This window comes from Sphaerisporangium sp. NPDC049002 (assembly GCF_040649355.1).
Lineage (GTDB): Bacteria > Actinomycetota > Actinomycetes > Streptosporangiales > Streptosporangiaceae > Sphaerisporangium.
Window position 1 is genome coordinate 1 of sequence record NZ_JBEZFH010000050.1, and the last position, 16,566, is coordinate 16,566.

Sequence of the window (16,566 nt, forward strand, 5' to 3'; positions counted from 1 at the left end):
GGTCATGATCATGCGCACTCCCTCGCCAGTGGGGTCCAGGACACGAGGGACGGGGTCAGCGGGACTCGGGCTCGGCGCACGCCAGGGCGGCGCGCCCGGCCTCCAGGCGGGCGACGGGGACCCGGAACGGCGAGCACGAGACGTAGTCGAGGCCGATCTCGTGGCAGAAGCGCACCGACTCGGGGTCGCCGCCGTGCTCCCCGCAGATGCCCAGCTTGAGGTCCGGACGGGTCTTGCGGCCCTCCTCGACGGCGATGCTCATCAGCCGGCCCACGCCGCTCCTGTCGATGGTCTCGAACGGGGACACCCCGAAGATCCCGAGGTCGAGGTACCGCGAGAAGAACGCGGCCTCGACGTCGTCACGGGAGAAGCCCCAGGTCATCTGGGTCAGGTCGTTGGTGCCGAAGGAGAAGAACCGCGCCGCCTCGGCGATCTGCCCGGCGGTCAGGGCCGCCCGGGGCACCTCGATCATCGTGCCGATCAGCGCCTCGACGCCCACCTCGTCGAGGATGCGCTCGGCCTCGTCGCGTACGCCCTCAAGCTCCTGCACCGCGCTGACCAGCGGGATCATGATCTCGGCCCGGGGGTCGCCCCCAGCCGCGCGCCGCTCGGCCGCCGCCTCGGCGATGGCCCGCACCTGCATGGCGAACAGGCCGGGGATCACCAGGCCGAGCCGCACGCCGCGCAGGCCGAGCATCGGGTTCTGCTCGTGCAGCCGCTTGACGGCCGCGAGGAGCTCGCGGTCCCTCGGCGTCGCGTCGGCTCCGGCCAGCGCGATCTTCACCGAGAGGGTGGTGACGTCGGGCAGGAACTCGTGCAGGGGCGGGTCGATCAGCCGGATCGTCACCGGCAGCCCGTCCATCTCCGCGAGGATGCCCACGAAGTCGGACTTCTGGAGGGGTTCGAGGGCGTCCAGGGCCGCGCGGCGCTCTTCGCCCGAACCGGCCAGGATCAGATCCTCGACGAGCTGCCGCCGGTCGCCCAGGAACATGTGCTCCGTGCGGCAGAGCCCGATCCCCCGCGCCCCGAACCTGCGGGCGCGGGCGGCGTCGTCGGGGTTGTCGGCGTTGGCCCGTACGTCCAGGCGGCGGCGCCCGTCCGCGTGGCTCATGATCCGGTGTACGGCCTGGACGAGCTCGTCGCCGCTGTCGCCCGAGCCCTCGAAGTACTCGACGACGGGCGAGGCCATGACCGGCACCTCGCCGAGGTACACCTCACCGGTGCCGCCGTCGATGGAGACGACCTCGCCCTCCTCGACCACCACGCCACCGGGGGCGGTGAACCGCCTCCCCTGCGCGTCGACCTCCAGCTCCTCGGCCCCGCACACGCAGGTCTTGCCCATGCCGCGCGCGACCACCGCGGCGTGCGAGGTCTTGCCGCCCCTGCTGGTCAGCACGCCCCGCGCGGCGATCATGCCGACGAGGTCGTCCGGTGTGGTCTCCCGGCGGACCAGGATGACGTCCTCGCCCTGCCCGGCCAGCTCCTTGGCGCGCTCGGAGGAGAACACGGCCTTGCCCACGGCGGCGCCGGGCGAGGCGTTCATGCCCTTCGCGATGCGCCGTCGGCCGGCGCCGAGGTCGAACCGGGGGAACATGAGCTGCGCGAGCTGGTCCCCGGTCACCCGCGAGACGGCCTCGTCGAGGTCGATGAGGCCCTGGTCGACGAGCTGGATGGCGATGCGGAAGGCCGCGGCGGCCGTACGCTTGCCGACGCGGGTCTGGAGCATCCACAGCTTCCCGCGCTCGATCGTGAACTCGATGTCGCACAGGTCGCGGTAGTGGTTCTCCAGCGTCTCCATGATGCCGAGGAGCCGCTGGTAGGACTCCGGGTCGATCCGCTCGAGCTTCTGCAATGGGACGGTGTTGCGTATGCCCGCGACGACGTCCTCGCCCTGGGCGTTCTGGAGGTAGTCGCCGTACACGCCCTGCTGGCCCGAGCCTGGGTCGCGGGTGAACGCGACGCCGGTGCCCGACTCCATTCCGAGGTTGCCGAAGACCATCGCGACGATGTTGACCGCCGTGCCGAGGTCGGCCGGGATGCGCTCCTGGCGGCGGTAGATGATCGCGCGGGGGGCGTTCCACGACTCGAAGACCGCCTCGACGGCGAGCCGCATCTGCTCACGCGGGTCGCAGGGGAACTCGTGACCGGTCTGCTCCCTCACGATGCCCTTGTAGGTCTCCACGAGGCGCTGGAAGTCGGAGGCTTCGAGGTCCAGGTCGCTGTCGACGCCCTTGTGCCGCTTGGCCTCGTCGATCCCGTTCTCGAACAGGTCGCCGTCGATGCCGAGCACGGTTCTGCCGAACATCTGGATGAGCCTGCGGTAGGAGTCCCAGGCGAAGCGCTCGTCGCCCGCCTGCTTGGCCAGTCCCTGGACGGACTCGTCGTTGAGGCCGATGTTGAGGACGGTCTCCATCATCCCGGGCATGGAGTACTTGGCTCCGGAGCGCACGCTGACGAGCAGGGGGTCCCCGGCGTCGCCGAGGCGCTTGCCCATCCCCTTCTCCATCGCGGTCAGGTGGGCCTCGACCTCCTCCGAGAGCCCCTCGGGGAAGCCTCCGTCGGAGAGGTAGCGCCGGCAGGCTTCGACGGTGATCGTGAACCCCGGAGGCACGGGAAGGCCGAGGTTCGTCATCTCCGCGAGATTGGCACCCTTACCACCGAGGAGATCCCTGAGATCCTTGTTGCCCTCGGTGAAGTCGTATACGTACTTGGGCACTCCAGCTCCTTCAACGACTTCAATGGCGTACGATTCCGCCTCGTTCCGGGGACTCTACCTACGATTTACATCGGGAAACGTCACCCTCGCCTCATCATGGCGTTTTCCCTGGTAGAACCCAATATAGCGGTCTAATCCATTCCTCCGGCGAGGTGAACTCGGGCGAAACTCGGGGTGCCGGTCGTGGTATATACCAATTCTTGGTCAATCACTGGGATTAAGAGGTGATCCACCCACCCGTGAATTGGTGTAGACCTTTCTCCGGGCGTCGCGGAACAATGACAGGGAAGGGACCGCCGATGTCCGGTCGCCGCTACCGGCCGACGCCGGGAAGATCATCGGGCGTCCGGCGACGAGCGTCAGGGAGTCCGTGGCAGGCGGGGGCCGCCTTGGCGGCGTCGCTCAGCCGCGCGGGGCGTACATGATGACGGCGACGCCGGCGAGGCAGACCAGGGCGCCGATCACGTCCCAGCGGTCGGGCCGGAACCCGTCGGCGATCATGCCCCAGGCCAGGGAGCCCGCGACGAAGACGCCGCCGTAGGCCGCCAGGATGCGGCCGAAGTTGGGATCGGACTGGAAGGTGGCGACGAACCCGTACACGCCGAGCGCGAGGACCCCCGCGCCCATCCAGAGCAGGCCCCGATGCTCCCGCACGCCCTGCCACACCAGCCAGGCGCCCCCGATCTCGGCCACCGCGGCCAGCACGAACAGGGCGATGGAGCGCAACACGACCATGACGACCAGCCTAGCGTTCACCGCACGCGGAGGGCCTGACGCTCAGAAGCGAACGCGCCTCCGCGGCACGCCTCGGCACGAACGGCACGATGATGTCGTCGATGTTGGTGCCGGCGAACATGCCCGCGGCCGTGCCGATCGTCGTCCAGGTCTCCGCCACGCCTGCCGACCCTAGTGCGGAAGAATGAGCGCCGTGCAAGCCCGTATCGCGATAGTCCCGAACGCCGAGCCCGGAGCGACCGGCGGCCGGGCCGGCGACCCCGATCGGATCCGCGCCGGCATCGAGGAGGCCGTGGCCCGCGGCGGCGGAGCCGTCGTGCCGCAGGCCGAGGCCAACGGGCTCGTATGGCTCGTCCCCGGCCGCCCCGACCTGCTCGGCCGTGCCCTCGACGGCGGCCCGGGCGTCCGGTGGGTGCAGTTCCCCTGGGCGGGCGTCGAGAAGTACGCGGCCACCGGTGTCCTCCGGCGCCCCGTGGTCTTCACCTGCGCGAAGGGGTCCTTCGCCGGGCAGGTGAGCGAGCACGCCCTGATGCTGATCCTCGCCTGCCTGCGTGGCGTCTCGCGCCAGGCGCGCACACCGCGCTGGTCGTCCGCCGATCCCCGGTCCCTGGCCGGTCTCAGCGTGACCATCCTCGGCGGAGGGGGCATCGCCGAGCGGCTCGTCCGCCTGCTGCGGCCCTTCGACTGCCGCGTCCGGGTCATCCGCCGGCGGCCAGACAAGGTGGAGGGGGCCGACGAGACCTTGCCGCCCTCCGCGCTGGCGGGCGTGCTTCCCGGCACCGACGTGCTGGTGCTGGCCCTCGCCCTGACGGCCGAGACCCGGCACGTCGTCGGCGCCGCCGAGCTGGCGCTGCTGCCCTCCCACTCGGTGGTCGTCAACGTCGCGCGCGGTGCGCACATCGACACCGACGCTCTGGTCCGGGCGCTCGCCGAGGGCCGCGTCTCGGCCGCCGGGCTGGACGTGACCGACCCCGAGCCCCTGCCGGAGGGCCACCCGCTGTGGAGCGACCCGAGGGCCCTCATCACCTCGCACAGCGCCGATTCGGCGGACTACGTCCTGCGCATGCTGTGCGAGCGGGTGGAGCACAACGTCCGCCGGTTCGGCGCCGGCCTGTCCCTCGACGGGGTGATCGACCCCGTGACCGGCTACTGAGGCGTCCTCCGCACCTCCGGGACACACGCCGGGCCGTACGCGGGCCGTACGCGGGGCCGTACGCGGGGTTCACGCCCGGGGCGAACATGCGGGCTCGCGGGCCGGTGGGCGGACGGGTAGCTGCCAGGATGGACCGCATGATGGAGCTGAACGGACGTCCCGTCACCCCCGGCGAGCTCGGCACGCTCGCGCTCTACAACTACGGGCACTTCACCACCATGCGGGTGGAGGACCGGAGGGTCCGCGGTCTCTCCCTCCATCTCGAAAGGCTCCTCGGCGACTGCCGGATCCTCCACGGCGTCGACCTCGATCTCGAACGGGTGCGCCATCTCGTCCGCCGGGCGGCGGCCTCGGCGCCGTCGCCGGTCATCGTGAGGGTCACCGTGTTCGACCCCGAGCTCGACCTGGCCCACCCGGCGGCCAAGGCCCGGCCCGAGATCCTCGTCACCACCAGGCCGGTCCCCGCCGACCTCGCCCCGCTGAGGCTGGGGGCCGTCCACTACGAGCGCGAGCTGCCCGAGGTCAAGCACACCGGCCTGTTCGGCTCCGTGCTGCACCGGCGGCTCGCGCGGCTCGGCGGCGACGACGACGTGCTGTTCGTCGACGGTCTGTCCCGCGTGACCGAGGGGGCCACCTGGAACATCGGTTTCGTCCGCGCGGGCCGCGTCCTGTGGCCGGAGTCGAACCGCCTCGACGGCGTGACGATGCGCCTCCTCAACGACGTCATGCGCCGCGCCGGCATCCCCTTCGACGCCGCCGACGTCGGCACCGGCGACCTGCCCGCGATGACCTCCGCGTTCGTCACCAACGCCGCCGTCGGCCCGCGCCCCGTCCGTTCGATCGACGGGGCCGAGCTGGCGGTGGACGAGCCGCTCCTCACCACGCTGCGCAGAGAGTACGCCGCCATCCCCGGCGACCCCCTCTGACCCGCGCGGCGGGCCGGCTACCCGTGGACGGGGGCGGCGCCGGTGGCGGTGGCGACGAGGTCCTCGTAGACGGCCGGGCCTGTGGTGTAGGCGCCGAGTCGCACGGTCTTGTTGTCGCCGTGGTAGTCGCTGGAGCCGGTGGCCCGCAGGCCCAGGTCGCGGGCGAGCAGGCGCACGTGCTCGCGGTCCTCGGGCGTGTGGTCCACGTGGCCGGCCTCCACGCCCCACAGGCCCGCCACCGCGAGATCGGCGATCAGGTCGTCGGGCACGATGTGGCCCCGGCTGCCCGCCCTCGGGTGGGCCAGCACCGAGACGCCGCCCGCCTCGTTCACCAGGCGGATGGCGGTCAGCACGTCGATGTCGGCCTTGGGCAGCCGGTAACGGCTCCCCAGCCATTCGGGGGCGAACGCCTCGTCCACCGACCGCACCAGGCCCCGCCCGACGAGCGCCCGGGCGATGTGCGGGCGCCCCACGGTGCCGCCCGCGGCGTAACCCCGTACCTCGGGGAGCGTGAGGTCGATGCCGTCGGCGTTCAGCAGCGCGACGACGTTCTCCGCCCGGACGTCGCGTGACCGGCGCACCCTGGCCAGCTCGGCCACCATCGGTTCGTAGGCGGGGTCGAACAGGTAGGCCAGCAGGTGCAGCCCGATCGAGGGCTCGCTTCCGAACCACCGTCCCGACAGCTCCGCGCCGCGCACCAGCGTGAGCCCGGGGGGGACGGCGGCCGCGGCGGCCGGCCAGCCGGCGGTGGTGTCGTGATCGGTGAGCGCCACCACGTCGAGCCCCGCGGCGGCGGCCCGGCTCATCAGGGCCTCGGGCGTGTCGGTGCCGTCGCTGACGGTGGAGTGCGTGTGCAGGTCGATCCGCATACCCGAGCCTCTCGGTTCGACGGCCCGGTCGCGCGGCCGAGCCCTTTCAGTGAGGGCTTCACGTGAGGCGCCGCTCGGCGACGAAGCCTAGTCTTCGTCATCGTCTCCGCCGGCCCGGCGGCGGTCCCGGGACGGGCCGTCGTACCCGACCAGGCCGGAGAGATGAACGAGCAGCCGCGTGAGCGCGGGAGTGCGGGTGAACCGCCCCTGTTCTTCGGCGTCGGCGAGCTTGTGCAGGACATCGCGGATCCGGTCGGCCGCCTTGCGAGCCTCGTGCCCCTTCTTGCCGTGGCGGTCCGGCCGGTGGGCGAGCTTGGACGACGCGTCGGCGATCCTGTGCCGCACCTCGTCGGCGACCCGGGGATCGAGCCTGCCCTCGCCGGCCGACACGCGCAACGCCTGCGCCAGTTGGGCCAGCAGGACGCGCGGGTCGTCGGACAGCGGCGCCGGCGTCTCCGCCACCGCCGAAGCGGTCGCCGTGGGCCGTGGCGACACCGAGACACGAGGCGGCGCGGACGGGACGGACGGGGACGAGCCGACCGTCGAACGCGCCGCCGTGTTCGTGGCCTCCGTGGCCAGCCGGAGGACCGAGATCACCAGCACCACGACGGCGGCGACGGCGACCCCGGCCGCCGCCACCACGGGCTTGCGCCGGTTCGGGGCCAGGGACCGCCAGGCGGCGATGGCCCTGCCCGCCCTGCCCACCTCCACGGCGGGCATCGGCGGCATGGCACTGGTCGGCGCATGCGCACCAGGCTGAACTACCGGCGGCATGACACGGGTCGAGGTAGGCGCGGCCGGGTGCGGCGGCGGCATGACACGGGTCGAGGTAGGCGCGGCCGGGTGCGGCGGCGGCATGACACGGGTCGGGGAAGGCCCATGCGGCGCTTGGGGGGACAGGGGTGGCACCGGATGCCCAGAGACGCCACCGGGGCCCGCGCCCGGCCGCGATCCCGAGGCCAGCCAGTGCGCGACCTGATCGGCCCCCGGCCGCGCACCCGGATCCTTCTCCAGCAGGCTCAGCAACAGCGCTTCCAGCCCGGGTGGCACATCCGCCCGAAGCCGGCTCGGCGGCGTCGGCACGACCTGGACGTGCTGGTACAGCAGCGCGGGCAAGGTGTCCGCGCGGAAGGGCGCCTGCCCTGCCAGGAGCTCGTACAGCACGCACCCGAGCGCGTACATGTCGGACGCCGGCCCGGCGTCCTCGCCGAGGGCCCGCTCCGGCGCGAGGTAGGAACCGGTCCCCACGATGAGGCCAGTGCCGGTCAGCGCGGTCGCCGCCTGGTCGGCCAGGCGGGCGATGCCGAAGTCCACGACCTTCACCGTGCCGTCCGCCGTCAGGAGCAGGTTGCCGGGCTTGACGTCGCGATGGATCACGCCCTGCCGATGGGCGGCGGCCAGGCCCGACGCGGCCTGGAGCCCGGTGCGGGCCACCTCCTCGGGGCTGAGGCTCCCCCTCGCGGCCAGGTGCTCCGCCAGGCTGGGTCCATCTATCAGCTCCATGACGAGGTACAGGCGGCCCTCGGCCTCGCCGAAGTCGTGGACGGCGACGACGTTCGCGTGGTTCAGGCGGGCGGTGGCCTGCGCCTCCTTCCGGAACCGCGCGGCGGCCGAGGAGTCGAGAGCCGCCGGAAGCAGCAGTTTCACCGCGACCTGGCGGTCCAGGACCTCGTCCCTGGCCCGCCAGACCTCGCCCATCCCCCCGCGTCCGAGAGGCTCGTCCAACCGGTACCGAGCCGCCAGCAGCACGCCAGACGCCCTCCTCGTCGATGGCCGGCACCGTGGCGCCCCTGTGCCGCGGACGAGCCGAACCCGCCGGGAGAGACCACCGTGACGATCATGAACCGTTACGGCGTCCCAGGATAGCGGGAACTCCCCTGGGCTCCGGTGGACTCGACCAGGCGGCCGATCTCCGGGAGGACCGCCTCGGCCACGCTGATCTTCCGGTCGATCAGGCCGCTGGCGTGGAAGAGGTCGGCCGCGCGCTGCTGCTCGGCGACGAAGTCCTCGCCGACGGGGTGCAGTCCGAACGGCCGCGTACGCAGGGCGTGCTCCCAGGCGTCGAGGTCCCCGCCGTCTTCGGCGGCGAACAGCTCCGCAGCGGCCCTCGGGTTCCGCTGGATCCAGGCGTCGGACTCCTGCAGGGCCGCGACGATGGCGGCGAGCTCCTCGGGGTGCCCCTCGGCGAAGTCGCGGCGGGTGAACCACAGAGAGCGGTGGCTGAACAGCCCCTCGGTCTCGACGAGCTCCCTGACGGGGGCCTCCCGCTCGACCCTGGTGAGCGAGGGGTAGGAGCCCACCCAGGCGTCGACCTCCCGGTCGAGGAACAGCTGGGCCGCGTCCCCATAGGCGTCCACCGGCTCGATGTCCTTCCAGGTCAGCCCGGCCCGGTCGAGGGCGAACAGCAGCAGGGTGGTCTGCCACGAGCCGTGCCCGAGCGCCACCCGCTTGCCCGCGAGGTCCGCCAGGGAGGTGATCGGCGAGTCCTCGTGGACGACGAGCCGCCCGTTCTCGTGCCGCGGGCCGGAGACCGCCACGTACGCGATGTCGAGGCCCTTGCCCTGGGCGGTGACCGGCGGCGTGGAGCCGGTGCCGATGAAGTCGTACCCCCCGTCGAACAGGTGGTCACCGTGCGCGGAGGGGAGTCCGTCGGTGGGGGCGGGACGCTCCCCCGCCGGGAGGCCGCGCAGGTCCACCCACTCCACATCGGGAAGGGAGCGCTCCAGGATGCCGCGGTGGCGCAGCACCCACAGCGAGTTGTTGTTGGGGAAGTAGCCGACGCGAACACTCATCAGATGGATCCTTTCGATACGGACAGCGGGGAGTCGTGGCGGATGTCGTGGCCCCGGAGCAGCGGGAGCACCTCCTCGCCGACGCGGTACGCCTCCTCCAGGTGAGGAACGCCGGCGAGGATGAAGGCGTCGACGCCGATCCCGATCAGCTCGTCGAGCCGCTGGGCGACCTGCTGGTAGCTGCCCACCAGCCCGAACGCGGGGCCGCCGCGGAGCAGGTGGAAGCCGCCCCAGACGTTGGGCGACACCTCCAGCTCCCGGGGGTCGCTCACCGGCCAGGAGACGAACGACTGGCTGCGCAGCCACCCGACCGAGTCGCCGTCGGGGCCGCGGAGCGCCGCCGGGTCGACGTGCTCCCAGCCGCGCCGGATCTCGTCCCACGCGGCCTCCTCGGTCTCGCGGGCGAGCACGTCGACGCGCACGGCGAACTTCGGGGCGCGCCCGATCGCCGAGCTGTGCCCGCGCACCTGGGCGAACTTGTCCGCCAGCGCGGGGAAGGGCTCCAGCCACGACAGGTAGTAGTCGGCGTGCCGCCCCGCCGCCTCGATCGCGGCCTTGGAGGAGCCCGAGAAGTAGATCTCCGGGAACGGCTGACGCGCGAGCGGTTCAGGGAGCCCCGCCCCCTCGACCTGGTAGAACCGGCCCTCGTAGTCGAACGGGCCGCCGTTCCACACGCCCTTGAGCACGTCGAGGAACTCCGAGGTACGGGCGTAACGGTCGTCGTGGTCGACCCGGTCGCCCCACCACAGCTGGGCCGGGCCGCCTCCGCCGGAGATGATGTTGTAGACGACCCGCCCGCCGGTCGCCCGCTGGAGGCTCGCCGACATCCGCGCCGCCTGCACCGGGTGCAGGAAGCCCGGCTGGTAGGCGATCATGAAGCGGTAGGTCGTGGTCTCGCGGGCCAGTGCGGCGGCCGTGGCCCAGGGGTCGTCGGTGAAGGGGAACGACGGCAGCAGGCCGCCGACGAACCCCGAGATCTCCGACGCCCTCGCCACGTCGGCCATGTGGTCGACGTAGGAGTACCCGTCACGGCGGCCGTCCCGTACGCCGGGGGTCAGGCTGCCCGGCACGACCGGCGCCCACTCCCCTCGGCTGGACACCCGGCGCCGCAGCGACTGCTGGTCACCGTGGGTGCCGATACGCCAGTAGATGTCAATGGGCATGCTCGATCTCCTTCGCGAACAGCGGCAGCAGCCGCTCGCCCAGCCGGTAGGTCTCCTCGATGGCGGGCCATGCCGAAAGGACGAAGGTGGTGACGCCCTGGTCGAGATAGCCGCTGATCCCGGCCGCGACGGTCTCGTACGACCCGACCAGGCCGGACGGGGCGGAGCCTGTGCCGGCGATCCGGCCGAAACCGGGCCACAGGCGGGTGCGCGGGTCCGGATCCGGCAGGCCGGCCGCCTCTCCCCCGGCGAGGACCCAGAGCCGCCGGGCCTCGTCCCAGGCCTCGTCGTCGTCATCCCGCGCGAGGACGGGGATCCGCAGGCCGTACGCGACGCGGCGCCCCTCCGCCTCGGCCAGCGCGGCCAGCTCGGCGATGCCGGCCCGGACATCCTGGTCCGGGGTGAACAGGTGGATGTTGGCGTGACGGGCCGACAGCGCGAACGCCTCAGGCGAGGTGCCGGTCAGGTGGACGGGCGGGAAGGGCAGGCCCGAGTTCGGCGACTGGAAGCCGCCCGCGAGCACCTGGTAGAAGCGGCCCTCGTAGGTGTAGCCCTCCTCGTGCCACACGCCCCTCGCCACGGTGAGGAACTCGTCGGCTCGCGCGTAGCGGTCCGCGCCCAGCAGGTGGTCTCCCTGCGCCCGCGCGACGGCCGGGTCCAGGTCGACGTCGAGCTGCCATCCGAGCCGGTCGCCGGTGAACCGCTGGAGCGAGGCCGAGAACTTGGCCGCGTAGACCGGCGTGGCGATGCCGGGATGGAACCCGGCCACCACCCGCAGGTGACGGCTGTGCCGGAGCAGCCCGGCGGCGACCACCAGCGACTCCTCGCCGGCCGGGTCGAACGGCACCAGCGCGCCGCCGACGGCCGCGATCTCCGCGGCCCGGCCGATCTGCGCGAGGTGGTCGAACGGCCCGTAGGCGCCGGGCCGGGGGTCGGTGACGAGCGAGGGCAGCGGGCGCCGCGCGCCGGGCTGCCAGTCGCCCCGATCCCTGCGCCCGGGGTCGCGCCCGTCGCCCCGGGTCGGAACCGTGATCAGGAAGTCCGGGTGCCCGCCCATCAGGCGCCCACCCCCGCCGGGCGCGCGGTGAGACGCTCGCGGGCCAGTTCCAGGGGCTCGGGCGCCACCCAGGCGTCGAGGTCCACGTCGGCGTCGAGGAAGCCGTGCACCAGCAGGAAGTCCTTCTGGACGCGCAGCAGGCCGAGCCGCTCCTGGGACAGATCGGGATGGAGCGAGCGGTGGAAGTCGCCTCGGTAGGCGGTCTCCACGGCCTCCGCCCCGGACCGCGTCTCGCCGGCCAGGATCTCGCGTACCCGGCCGAGGTCTCCCCGCGCCCAGTCGGCGGCGCGCAGCGTCTGGGCCAGGAACCCCACCACCAGGTCGGGGTGCTCGTCCAGGAGCCGCTCGTGCACGGTGATCGGCCTCGGGGTGCCGTTGTTGACCCGGGTACGGAGGTCGGGGTGCGCGTCCAGGTCGACGGCCACTACCGCTCCGATCTCCTTGGCCTGCTCGGCGGCCCGCGCGCCCTTGGCGTAGACGGCGTCCACCTCGCCTCGGGCGAGCTCGGCGATGCCCGGCCAGGAGAACGCGCGTCCGTCCGCGTCCCGGCCTGTTTCGCGGGTTGGTTCGCGGCCTGCGTCCCGGCCGACCGACGGCCTGGTCTGGGCGGCCACCTCCACGAACGTGACGTCGTCGAGGGTCAGCCCGCCCTGCGCGAGCGCGCCCTTGAACCCGTGCAGGGCCATGGCGCGGGGGAAGCTCTCGGCGCGGGTCTCGGCCCACGCGGGCAGCGCGACCCGGGCGCCTGCCAGGCCGGCCGCGCCGGTGATGCCCGATCCGGCCCTGACCAGGATGGACTGCCACTCCTCGATCCAGGTCAGGCCGATCAGCCGTGTCGGGGCGCCCGCCGACCGCGCGGCGAGCGCGGGGACGTTGCCGCCCTCCCGGAACAGCCCGAGGAGCTGGTGGTCGAAGTGGTGCCGGGCCAGCTCGGGTCCCGCGTCCTGCAGGATGCCGACGTCCAGGCCGGCCGCCCGGAACTCCTCGGCCAGCCAGCCCTGGTTGTGGGCCAGGCCGCTGGCGGTGGGCACGGGGCAGCGGGTGTACCAGATCTTGTCTATGGATGACATGCGACTCCTCATTCGCTCATGGAGGAGGCCGTGCGCGGCCTCCGGCGGCTAGTGCGAGGCGGTGACGACGCCCAGGTGGTTCAGGAACAGGCGGCGGTACTCGGCGAACGGAAGGCTGTCGCGGTCCCGGGGGTGGGTCAGGTCGATCGTCCTGTCGACCGCCAGCGTGCCTTCCCGCAGCACCACGACCCGGTCCGCCAGCCGTACGGCCTCGTCCACGTCGTGGGTGACCAGGACGACCGCCGGGCGGTGGCGCGCGCACAGCTCGGCGACCAGCTCCTGCATCTGGAGCCGGGTCAGCGCGTCCAGCGCGGCGAACGGCTCGTCGAGCAGCAGCGCCTCCGGATCGCGGACCAGTGCCCTGGCGAGGGCGACCCGCTGCGCCTCCCCTCCGGACAGGGTCGCCGGCCACGCGCCGCCGTACCCGTCCAGTCCCACTTCGGCGAGGGCCCGGCGCCCGGCCTCGCGGGCGGAGGCCGGCAGACCGAGGGTGACGTTGGCGAGCACCCTCCTGGCGGGGATCAGCCGGGGTTCCTGGTAGACGGTCGTCCGGCGGGGGGCGGCGAGCACGGTCCCCGCGTCGGGGAGTTCCAGGCCCGCCAGGATGCGCAGCAGGGTGGTCTTCCCCGTGCCGCTCGGGCCGAGGAGAGCGAAGAACTCGCCCCTGCGGATCGAAAGGTCGATCCCCGAAAGCACGGTCTTGGCGCCGAACGCCTTGCTCAGCCCGCTGACGCGCACGGCCAGGTCGCCGGGTTCCTTCTCCCCGACCCTGAGCTCGCTCATCGCGGCCTCCTCGGGCTCATCGGGCGACCACGTGTCCGCGCCAGGGCATGGCCAGCCGCTCCACCAGGCGGATCGCGGCGTCGAAGATCAGCCCGAGGACGGCGTAGATGAGGACGCAGAGCACCATGTAGTCGGGCCTGAAGTACTGCTGCGCCAGGGTGACCAGGTAGCCGATGCCCTCGGTGGCGCCGACCTGCTCGGCCGCGATCAGGCCGGTGAGCGAGACCGACAGGCAGATGCGCAGCGCCATCAGGATGTTGGGCAGGGCGGTCGGGATGACGACGCCGAGCGCGAGCCGGTGGCCCCGCAGGCCGAAGCCGCGGGCCGCCTCGACGACCTTGCGGTCGACGTTCCGCACGCCGAGGTAGGTGTAGGCGTACATCGGGATGGCCGCCGACACCGCGATCAGCACGATCTTGAACGTCTCGCCGACCCCGAACCAGGAGATGAAGAGCGGCACCAGCGCGAGGAACGGCACGGCGCGCATCATCTGCATCGTCGGGTCGACCAGCTCCTCGCCGAGGGCCGAGATGCCGGCGGCGACCCCGAGCAGGAGCCCGATGCCCCCGCCGGCGAGCACGCCAAGCCCGGCCCTCCGCGCGGAGGCGAGCAGGTAGTCGGCGAGCTGGCCGGTCGCGACCAGCTCGCGCAGGGCGTCGAACACCGAGGCCGGCGCGGCGAGCACGTCCGGGGGGATGCGCCCGGTGCCCGACCCGTACCACCAGGCGATGAGCAGGAGCAGCGGCACGCCGATCCGCACGCCCGCGGACAGGGCGGCGGGGCGGCGGCGGGACCCGAGGTACCTCGGCGCCTCCAGCCCGGTGACCTCGGCCTGCGGACGGGCCACCGTGTCGTCCACCGCGTGGACTCTCTCCAGGGTCACGGCGGTCACCCGGAGGCGGCGGGCGAGGAGGAGCCGGCCGCCTTGAGGTCGAAGAGCACGTCCGCCGGGTCGATGGAGCCCGGCACCACGCCGTACTTGCGGAACAGGCCGGCCACGTCCTGGATGTTGGCGCCGTCGTCCGGCGTCACGGTGCGCGGGATGTTCGCGTACTTCGCGGTGGCGATGTCCTGCTCCAGCCGCGCGCCGGTGACGGCCGTCGGCCCCTGCTTGAGGAAGACGTTCTCGAACTTCTCCGGCTCCTTCTTGGCCTCGCCGGTCAGCTCCTGGAGCACCTCCAGGTAGACGCGCACCGCCTCGGGGTGCTTTTCGAGCAGCTCGTCGCGCGCGGCGGCGATGGTCAGGTCCCTGTCGCCGAGGTCACGGCCGTGTACGATCACCCGCGCCCCCTTGGCCACCACCTCGGGGTAGGCCTTGACGATCGCCCACCAGGCGTCCACCTTGCCGGTCGCGAACGCCGCCGCGCCCTGGTCGGGGTTGAGGTAGACCCGCTTGACCTGGTCGACGGGGACCCCGGCCTTCTCCAGGGCGAGCAGGAGCAGGTACTCACCCTTGCCGCCCTTGTTCACCGCCACCTGCTTGCCGATCAGGTCCTTGACCGATGTGATCGGGCTGTCGGGGGCGACGACCAGGCCGTCGGTCTGCGGGGCGGCCGGATCGGTGATCGGGTCGGTGACCGAGAAGATCTTGATGTCGGGACTGTTCGCCAGGTAGCCGACGGCGGGCGAGATGGCCCCGGCCAGCACGTTCACCGAACCGGAGTGGACGGCGTCGATGGTGGCGGTGAAGGAGGCGTAGGAGCCGCCCCACTCGACCGAGGCGCCGACCTCCTTGAGCCGCTTCTCAAGGATGCCCTCGCGCTTGGCGTAGGCGAGGGGGCCGGCGTTGCCCGGGTCCTGGAGCTTGAGCACCGCTCCCGTGCCTCCCGCGGACGAGGGTCCCTCACCGGCCGCGGACGGCGTGCCGCAGGCGGCGGTGAGGCCGGCGAGCGAGACGGCCAGGGTCACGACCGCTGCGCGCACGCGCAGGCGAGGCCGGGGATCCGGATGGTGGCGGCGAGGATTCCACATGATGATGACAAGCCCCTTACACAGTGGGATGAAGCGACGGACGCGACCGGCGGCGTCCTGCCGCCGGGCACGGCGAGAGGCCCCTGCGACCAGGGGCGATCAGAGGAGATGGAGATCAGGAGAGACGTCTCCAGCGCGGACCACGCGCGAGACGGACCACGTTCACCGACAGAGGCTGCTGTCCACGTACATGAGGTCGATCACGCGCCGGGCGGTGAGGGTCACATTCGGCACAATACCTATTTTTCAGGTAGGTAATACAGCAGTCAAGTCGCATCTCACATGACGAGATGACAGAAACGTCGCAGAGCATCCGAAAACGACAAACGGGCGCACGTACGCGGGGTACGTGCGCCCGTACGGCGCGGGGGCCGTGACGCCAGAGGCCGGGCGTGACCAGGCCGTGACGCTAGAGGCCGGGCGTGACCAGGCCGTGGGGCTCGCGGCCGGGGGTGGGGCGTTCCTAGCGGCCGGTCTCCATGAGCGCGAGGTAGCCGTCTTCGAGCGTCGGCGCCGCGGGTTCGGCGTACGGGTCGGGCCGGGTGGCCGCGACGACGCGGTAACGCATCCCCGCCCCCTCCGGCAGCGCGGACACGACCCTTCCCTGTGACGGCTCGGGCCCCGGCGTCGTGACCGTCCACACCCGCCGGTCCGCCTGCGCGACCAGCTCGCCGACGTCACCCCTGAAGACCACGCGGCCCTTCGCCATCACCGCCAGGTAGCGGCAGGTCTGCGCCACGTCCTCGACGATGTGCGTGCTGAGCAGCACCGTGCGGTCCCCGGCGAGCTGGGAGAGCAGCGTGCGGAAGCGGATGCGCTCCTCGGGGTCCAACCCGGTCGTGGGCTCGTCCACGACCAGCAGGCCAGGATCGGCGAGCAGCGTCTGGGCGATGCCGACCCGCCGCAGCATCCCCCCGGAGAAGCCCTTGAGCCTGCGGTCGGCGACGTCGGACAGCCCCACCACCTCCAGGAGTTCGCCGATCCTGCGGCGCCGGAAGTCACGGGCGTCGAGCCCCTTGAGCAGGGCGATGTAGTCGAGGAACCGCCGTGCGGTGAGGTCGGGATAGACCCCGAGGTCCTGGGGGAGGTAGCCGAGGGCCCGCCGCACGGCGAGCAGCCCGTCGGGGGTGGTGAGGTCGTGCCCGCCCACGCGGATCGTCCCGGAGGTGGGCTTCAACAGCCCCACCAGGATCCGCATGAGCGTGGTCTTCCCCGCCCCGTTCGATCCGAGCAACCCGTACATGCCGGTCGGCACGTCGAGGTCCACCCCGTCGAGGGCGCGCACACGGCCCTTGTAGGTCTTGGTCAGGTGGGAGATCTCGATGCGCATG

Annotated in this window: 15 protein-coding genes; 2 read left to right on the forward strand and 13 right to left on the reverse strand. The window is 72.5% G+C overall.

Features of this window, described 5'->3' with window-relative positions; all coding sequences use genetic code 11:
* Positions 1-55 precede the first annotated feature (55 nt).
* From ppdK to AB0B89_RS13245, 3 genes are all read right to left on the reverse strand, one after another.
* Positions 56-2,716 (reverse strand): pyruvate, phosphate dikinase, encoded by a 2,661-nt coding sequence (gene ppdK / locus AB0B89_RS13235; RefSeq protein ID WP_358551849.1) that lies wholly within the window; start codon positions 2,714-2,716, stop codon positions 56-58.
* A gap of 402 nt (positions 2,717-3,118) precedes the next feature.
* Positions 3,119-3,451 (reverse strand): YnfA family protein, encoded by a 333-nt coding sequence (locus AB0B89_RS13240; protein WP_358551851.1) that lies wholly within the window; start codon positions 3,449-3,451, stop codon positions 3,119-3,121.
* Between the two features lie 10 nt (positions 3,452-3,461).
* Positions 3,462-3,611: a hypothetical protein gene (locus tag AB0B89_RS13245; protein ID WP_358551853.1), complete on the reverse strand. Its 150-nt coding sequence runs from the start codon at positions 3,609-3,611 to the stop codon at positions 3,462-3,464.
* Positions 3,612-3,644: 33 nt separating this feature from the next.
* Between AB0B89_RS13245 and AB0B89_RS13250 the strand changes: the two genes are divergently transcribed.
* Both AB0B89_RS13250 and AB0B89_RS13255 read left to right on the forward strand, forming a co-directional pair.
* On the forward strand, positions 3,645-4,604 hold the full coding sequence (locus tag AB0B89_RS13250; RefSeq protein WP_358551855.1) for a D-isomer specific 2-hydroxyacid dehydrogenase family protein: 960 nt from the start codon (positions 3,645-3,647) through the stop codon (positions 4,602-4,604).
* 137 nt (positions 4,605-4,741) lie between these two features.
* On the forward strand, positions 4,742-5,530 hold the full coding sequence (locus AB0B89_RS13255; protein WP_358551857.1) for an aminotransferase class IV family protein: 789 nt from the start codon (positions 4,742-4,744) through the stop codon (positions 5,528-5,530).
* 17 nt (positions 5,531-5,547) lie between these two features.
* Here the strand turns inward: AB0B89_RS13255 and AB0B89_RS13260 are convergent, their stop codons facing one another.
* The 10 genes from AB0B89_RS13260 to AB0B89_RS13305 all read right to left on the reverse strand — a co-directional run bounded on the left by AB0B89_RS13260 (position 5,548) and on the right by AB0B89_RS13305 (position 16,565).
* Positions 5,548-6,399 carry a PHP domain-containing protein gene (locus AB0B89_RS13260; protein WP_358551859.1) on the reverse strand — a complete coding sequence of 284 codons (852 nt, stop codon included), beginning with the start codon at positions 6,397-6,399 and terminating at the stop codon, positions 5,548-5,550.
* 87 nt (positions 6,400-6,486) lie between these two features.
* Positions 6,487-8,148, reverse strand: coding sequence for a protein kinase (locus AB0B89_RS13265; protein WP_358551861.1), 1,662 nt, complete (start codon positions 8,146-8,148; stop codon positions 6,487-6,489).
* A 98-nt stretch (positions 8,149-8,246) separates the two neighbouring features.
* The gene (locus AB0B89_RS13270; protein WP_358551863.1) at positions 8,247-9,191 is read right to left on the reverse strand and encodes an ABC transporter substrate-binding protein; all 945 of its coding nucleotides are present in this window, start codon (positions 9,189-9,191) and stop codon (positions 8,247-8,249) included.
* Positions 9,191-10,354: an LLM class flavin-dependent oxidoreductase gene (locus AB0B89_RS13275; protein WP_358551865.1), complete on the reverse strand. Its 1,164-nt coding sequence runs from the start codon at positions 10,352-10,354 to the stop codon at positions 9,191-9,193. The genes AB0B89_RS13270 and AB0B89_RS13275 overlap by 1 nt, the downstream gene beginning before the upstream one ends.
* Positions 10,344-11,411, reverse strand: a complete 1,068-nt coding sequence (locus AB0B89_RS13280; RefSeq protein WP_358551867.1) for an LLM class flavin-dependent oxidoreductase — start codon at positions 11,409-11,411, stop codon at positions 10,344-10,346. The genes AB0B89_RS13275 and AB0B89_RS13280 overlap by 11 nt, the downstream gene beginning before the upstream one ends.
* A complete protein-coding gene (locus tag AB0B89_RS13285; RefSeq protein ID WP_358551869.1) occupies positions 11,411-12,481 on the reverse strand; it encodes an ABC transporter substrate-binding protein in 1,071 nt (356 codons plus the stop codon). The genes AB0B89_RS13280 and AB0B89_RS13285 overlap by 1 nt, the downstream gene beginning before the upstream one ends.
* Positions 12,482-12,529: 48 nt before the next feature.
* On the reverse strand, positions 12,530-13,264 hold the full coding sequence (locus tag AB0B89_RS13290; protein ID WP_358551871.1) for an ABC transporter ATP-binding protein: 735 nt from the start codon (positions 13,262-13,264) through the stop codon (positions 12,530-12,532).
* Between the two features lie 16 nt (positions 13,265-13,280).
* Positions 13,281-14,147: an ABC transporter permease gene (locus AB0B89_RS13295; RefSeq protein WP_358551873.1), complete on the reverse strand. Its 867-nt coding sequence runs from the start codon at positions 14,145-14,147 to the stop codon at positions 13,281-13,283.
* Between the two features lie 5 nt (positions 14,148-14,152).
* Positions 14,153-15,187, reverse strand: a complete 1,035-nt coding sequence (locus AB0B89_RS13300) for an ABC transporter substrate-binding protein (protein ID WP_358551875.1) — start codon at positions 15,185-15,187, stop codon at positions 14,153-14,155.
* A gap of 511 nt (positions 15,188-15,698) precedes the next feature.
* A complete protein-coding gene (locus AB0B89_RS13305) occupies positions 15,699-16,565 on the reverse strand; it encodes an ABC transporter ATP-binding protein (RefSeq protein ID WP_358551877.1) in 867 nt (288 codons plus the stop codon).
* Between the last annotated feature and the right edge of the window lies 1 nt (position 16,566).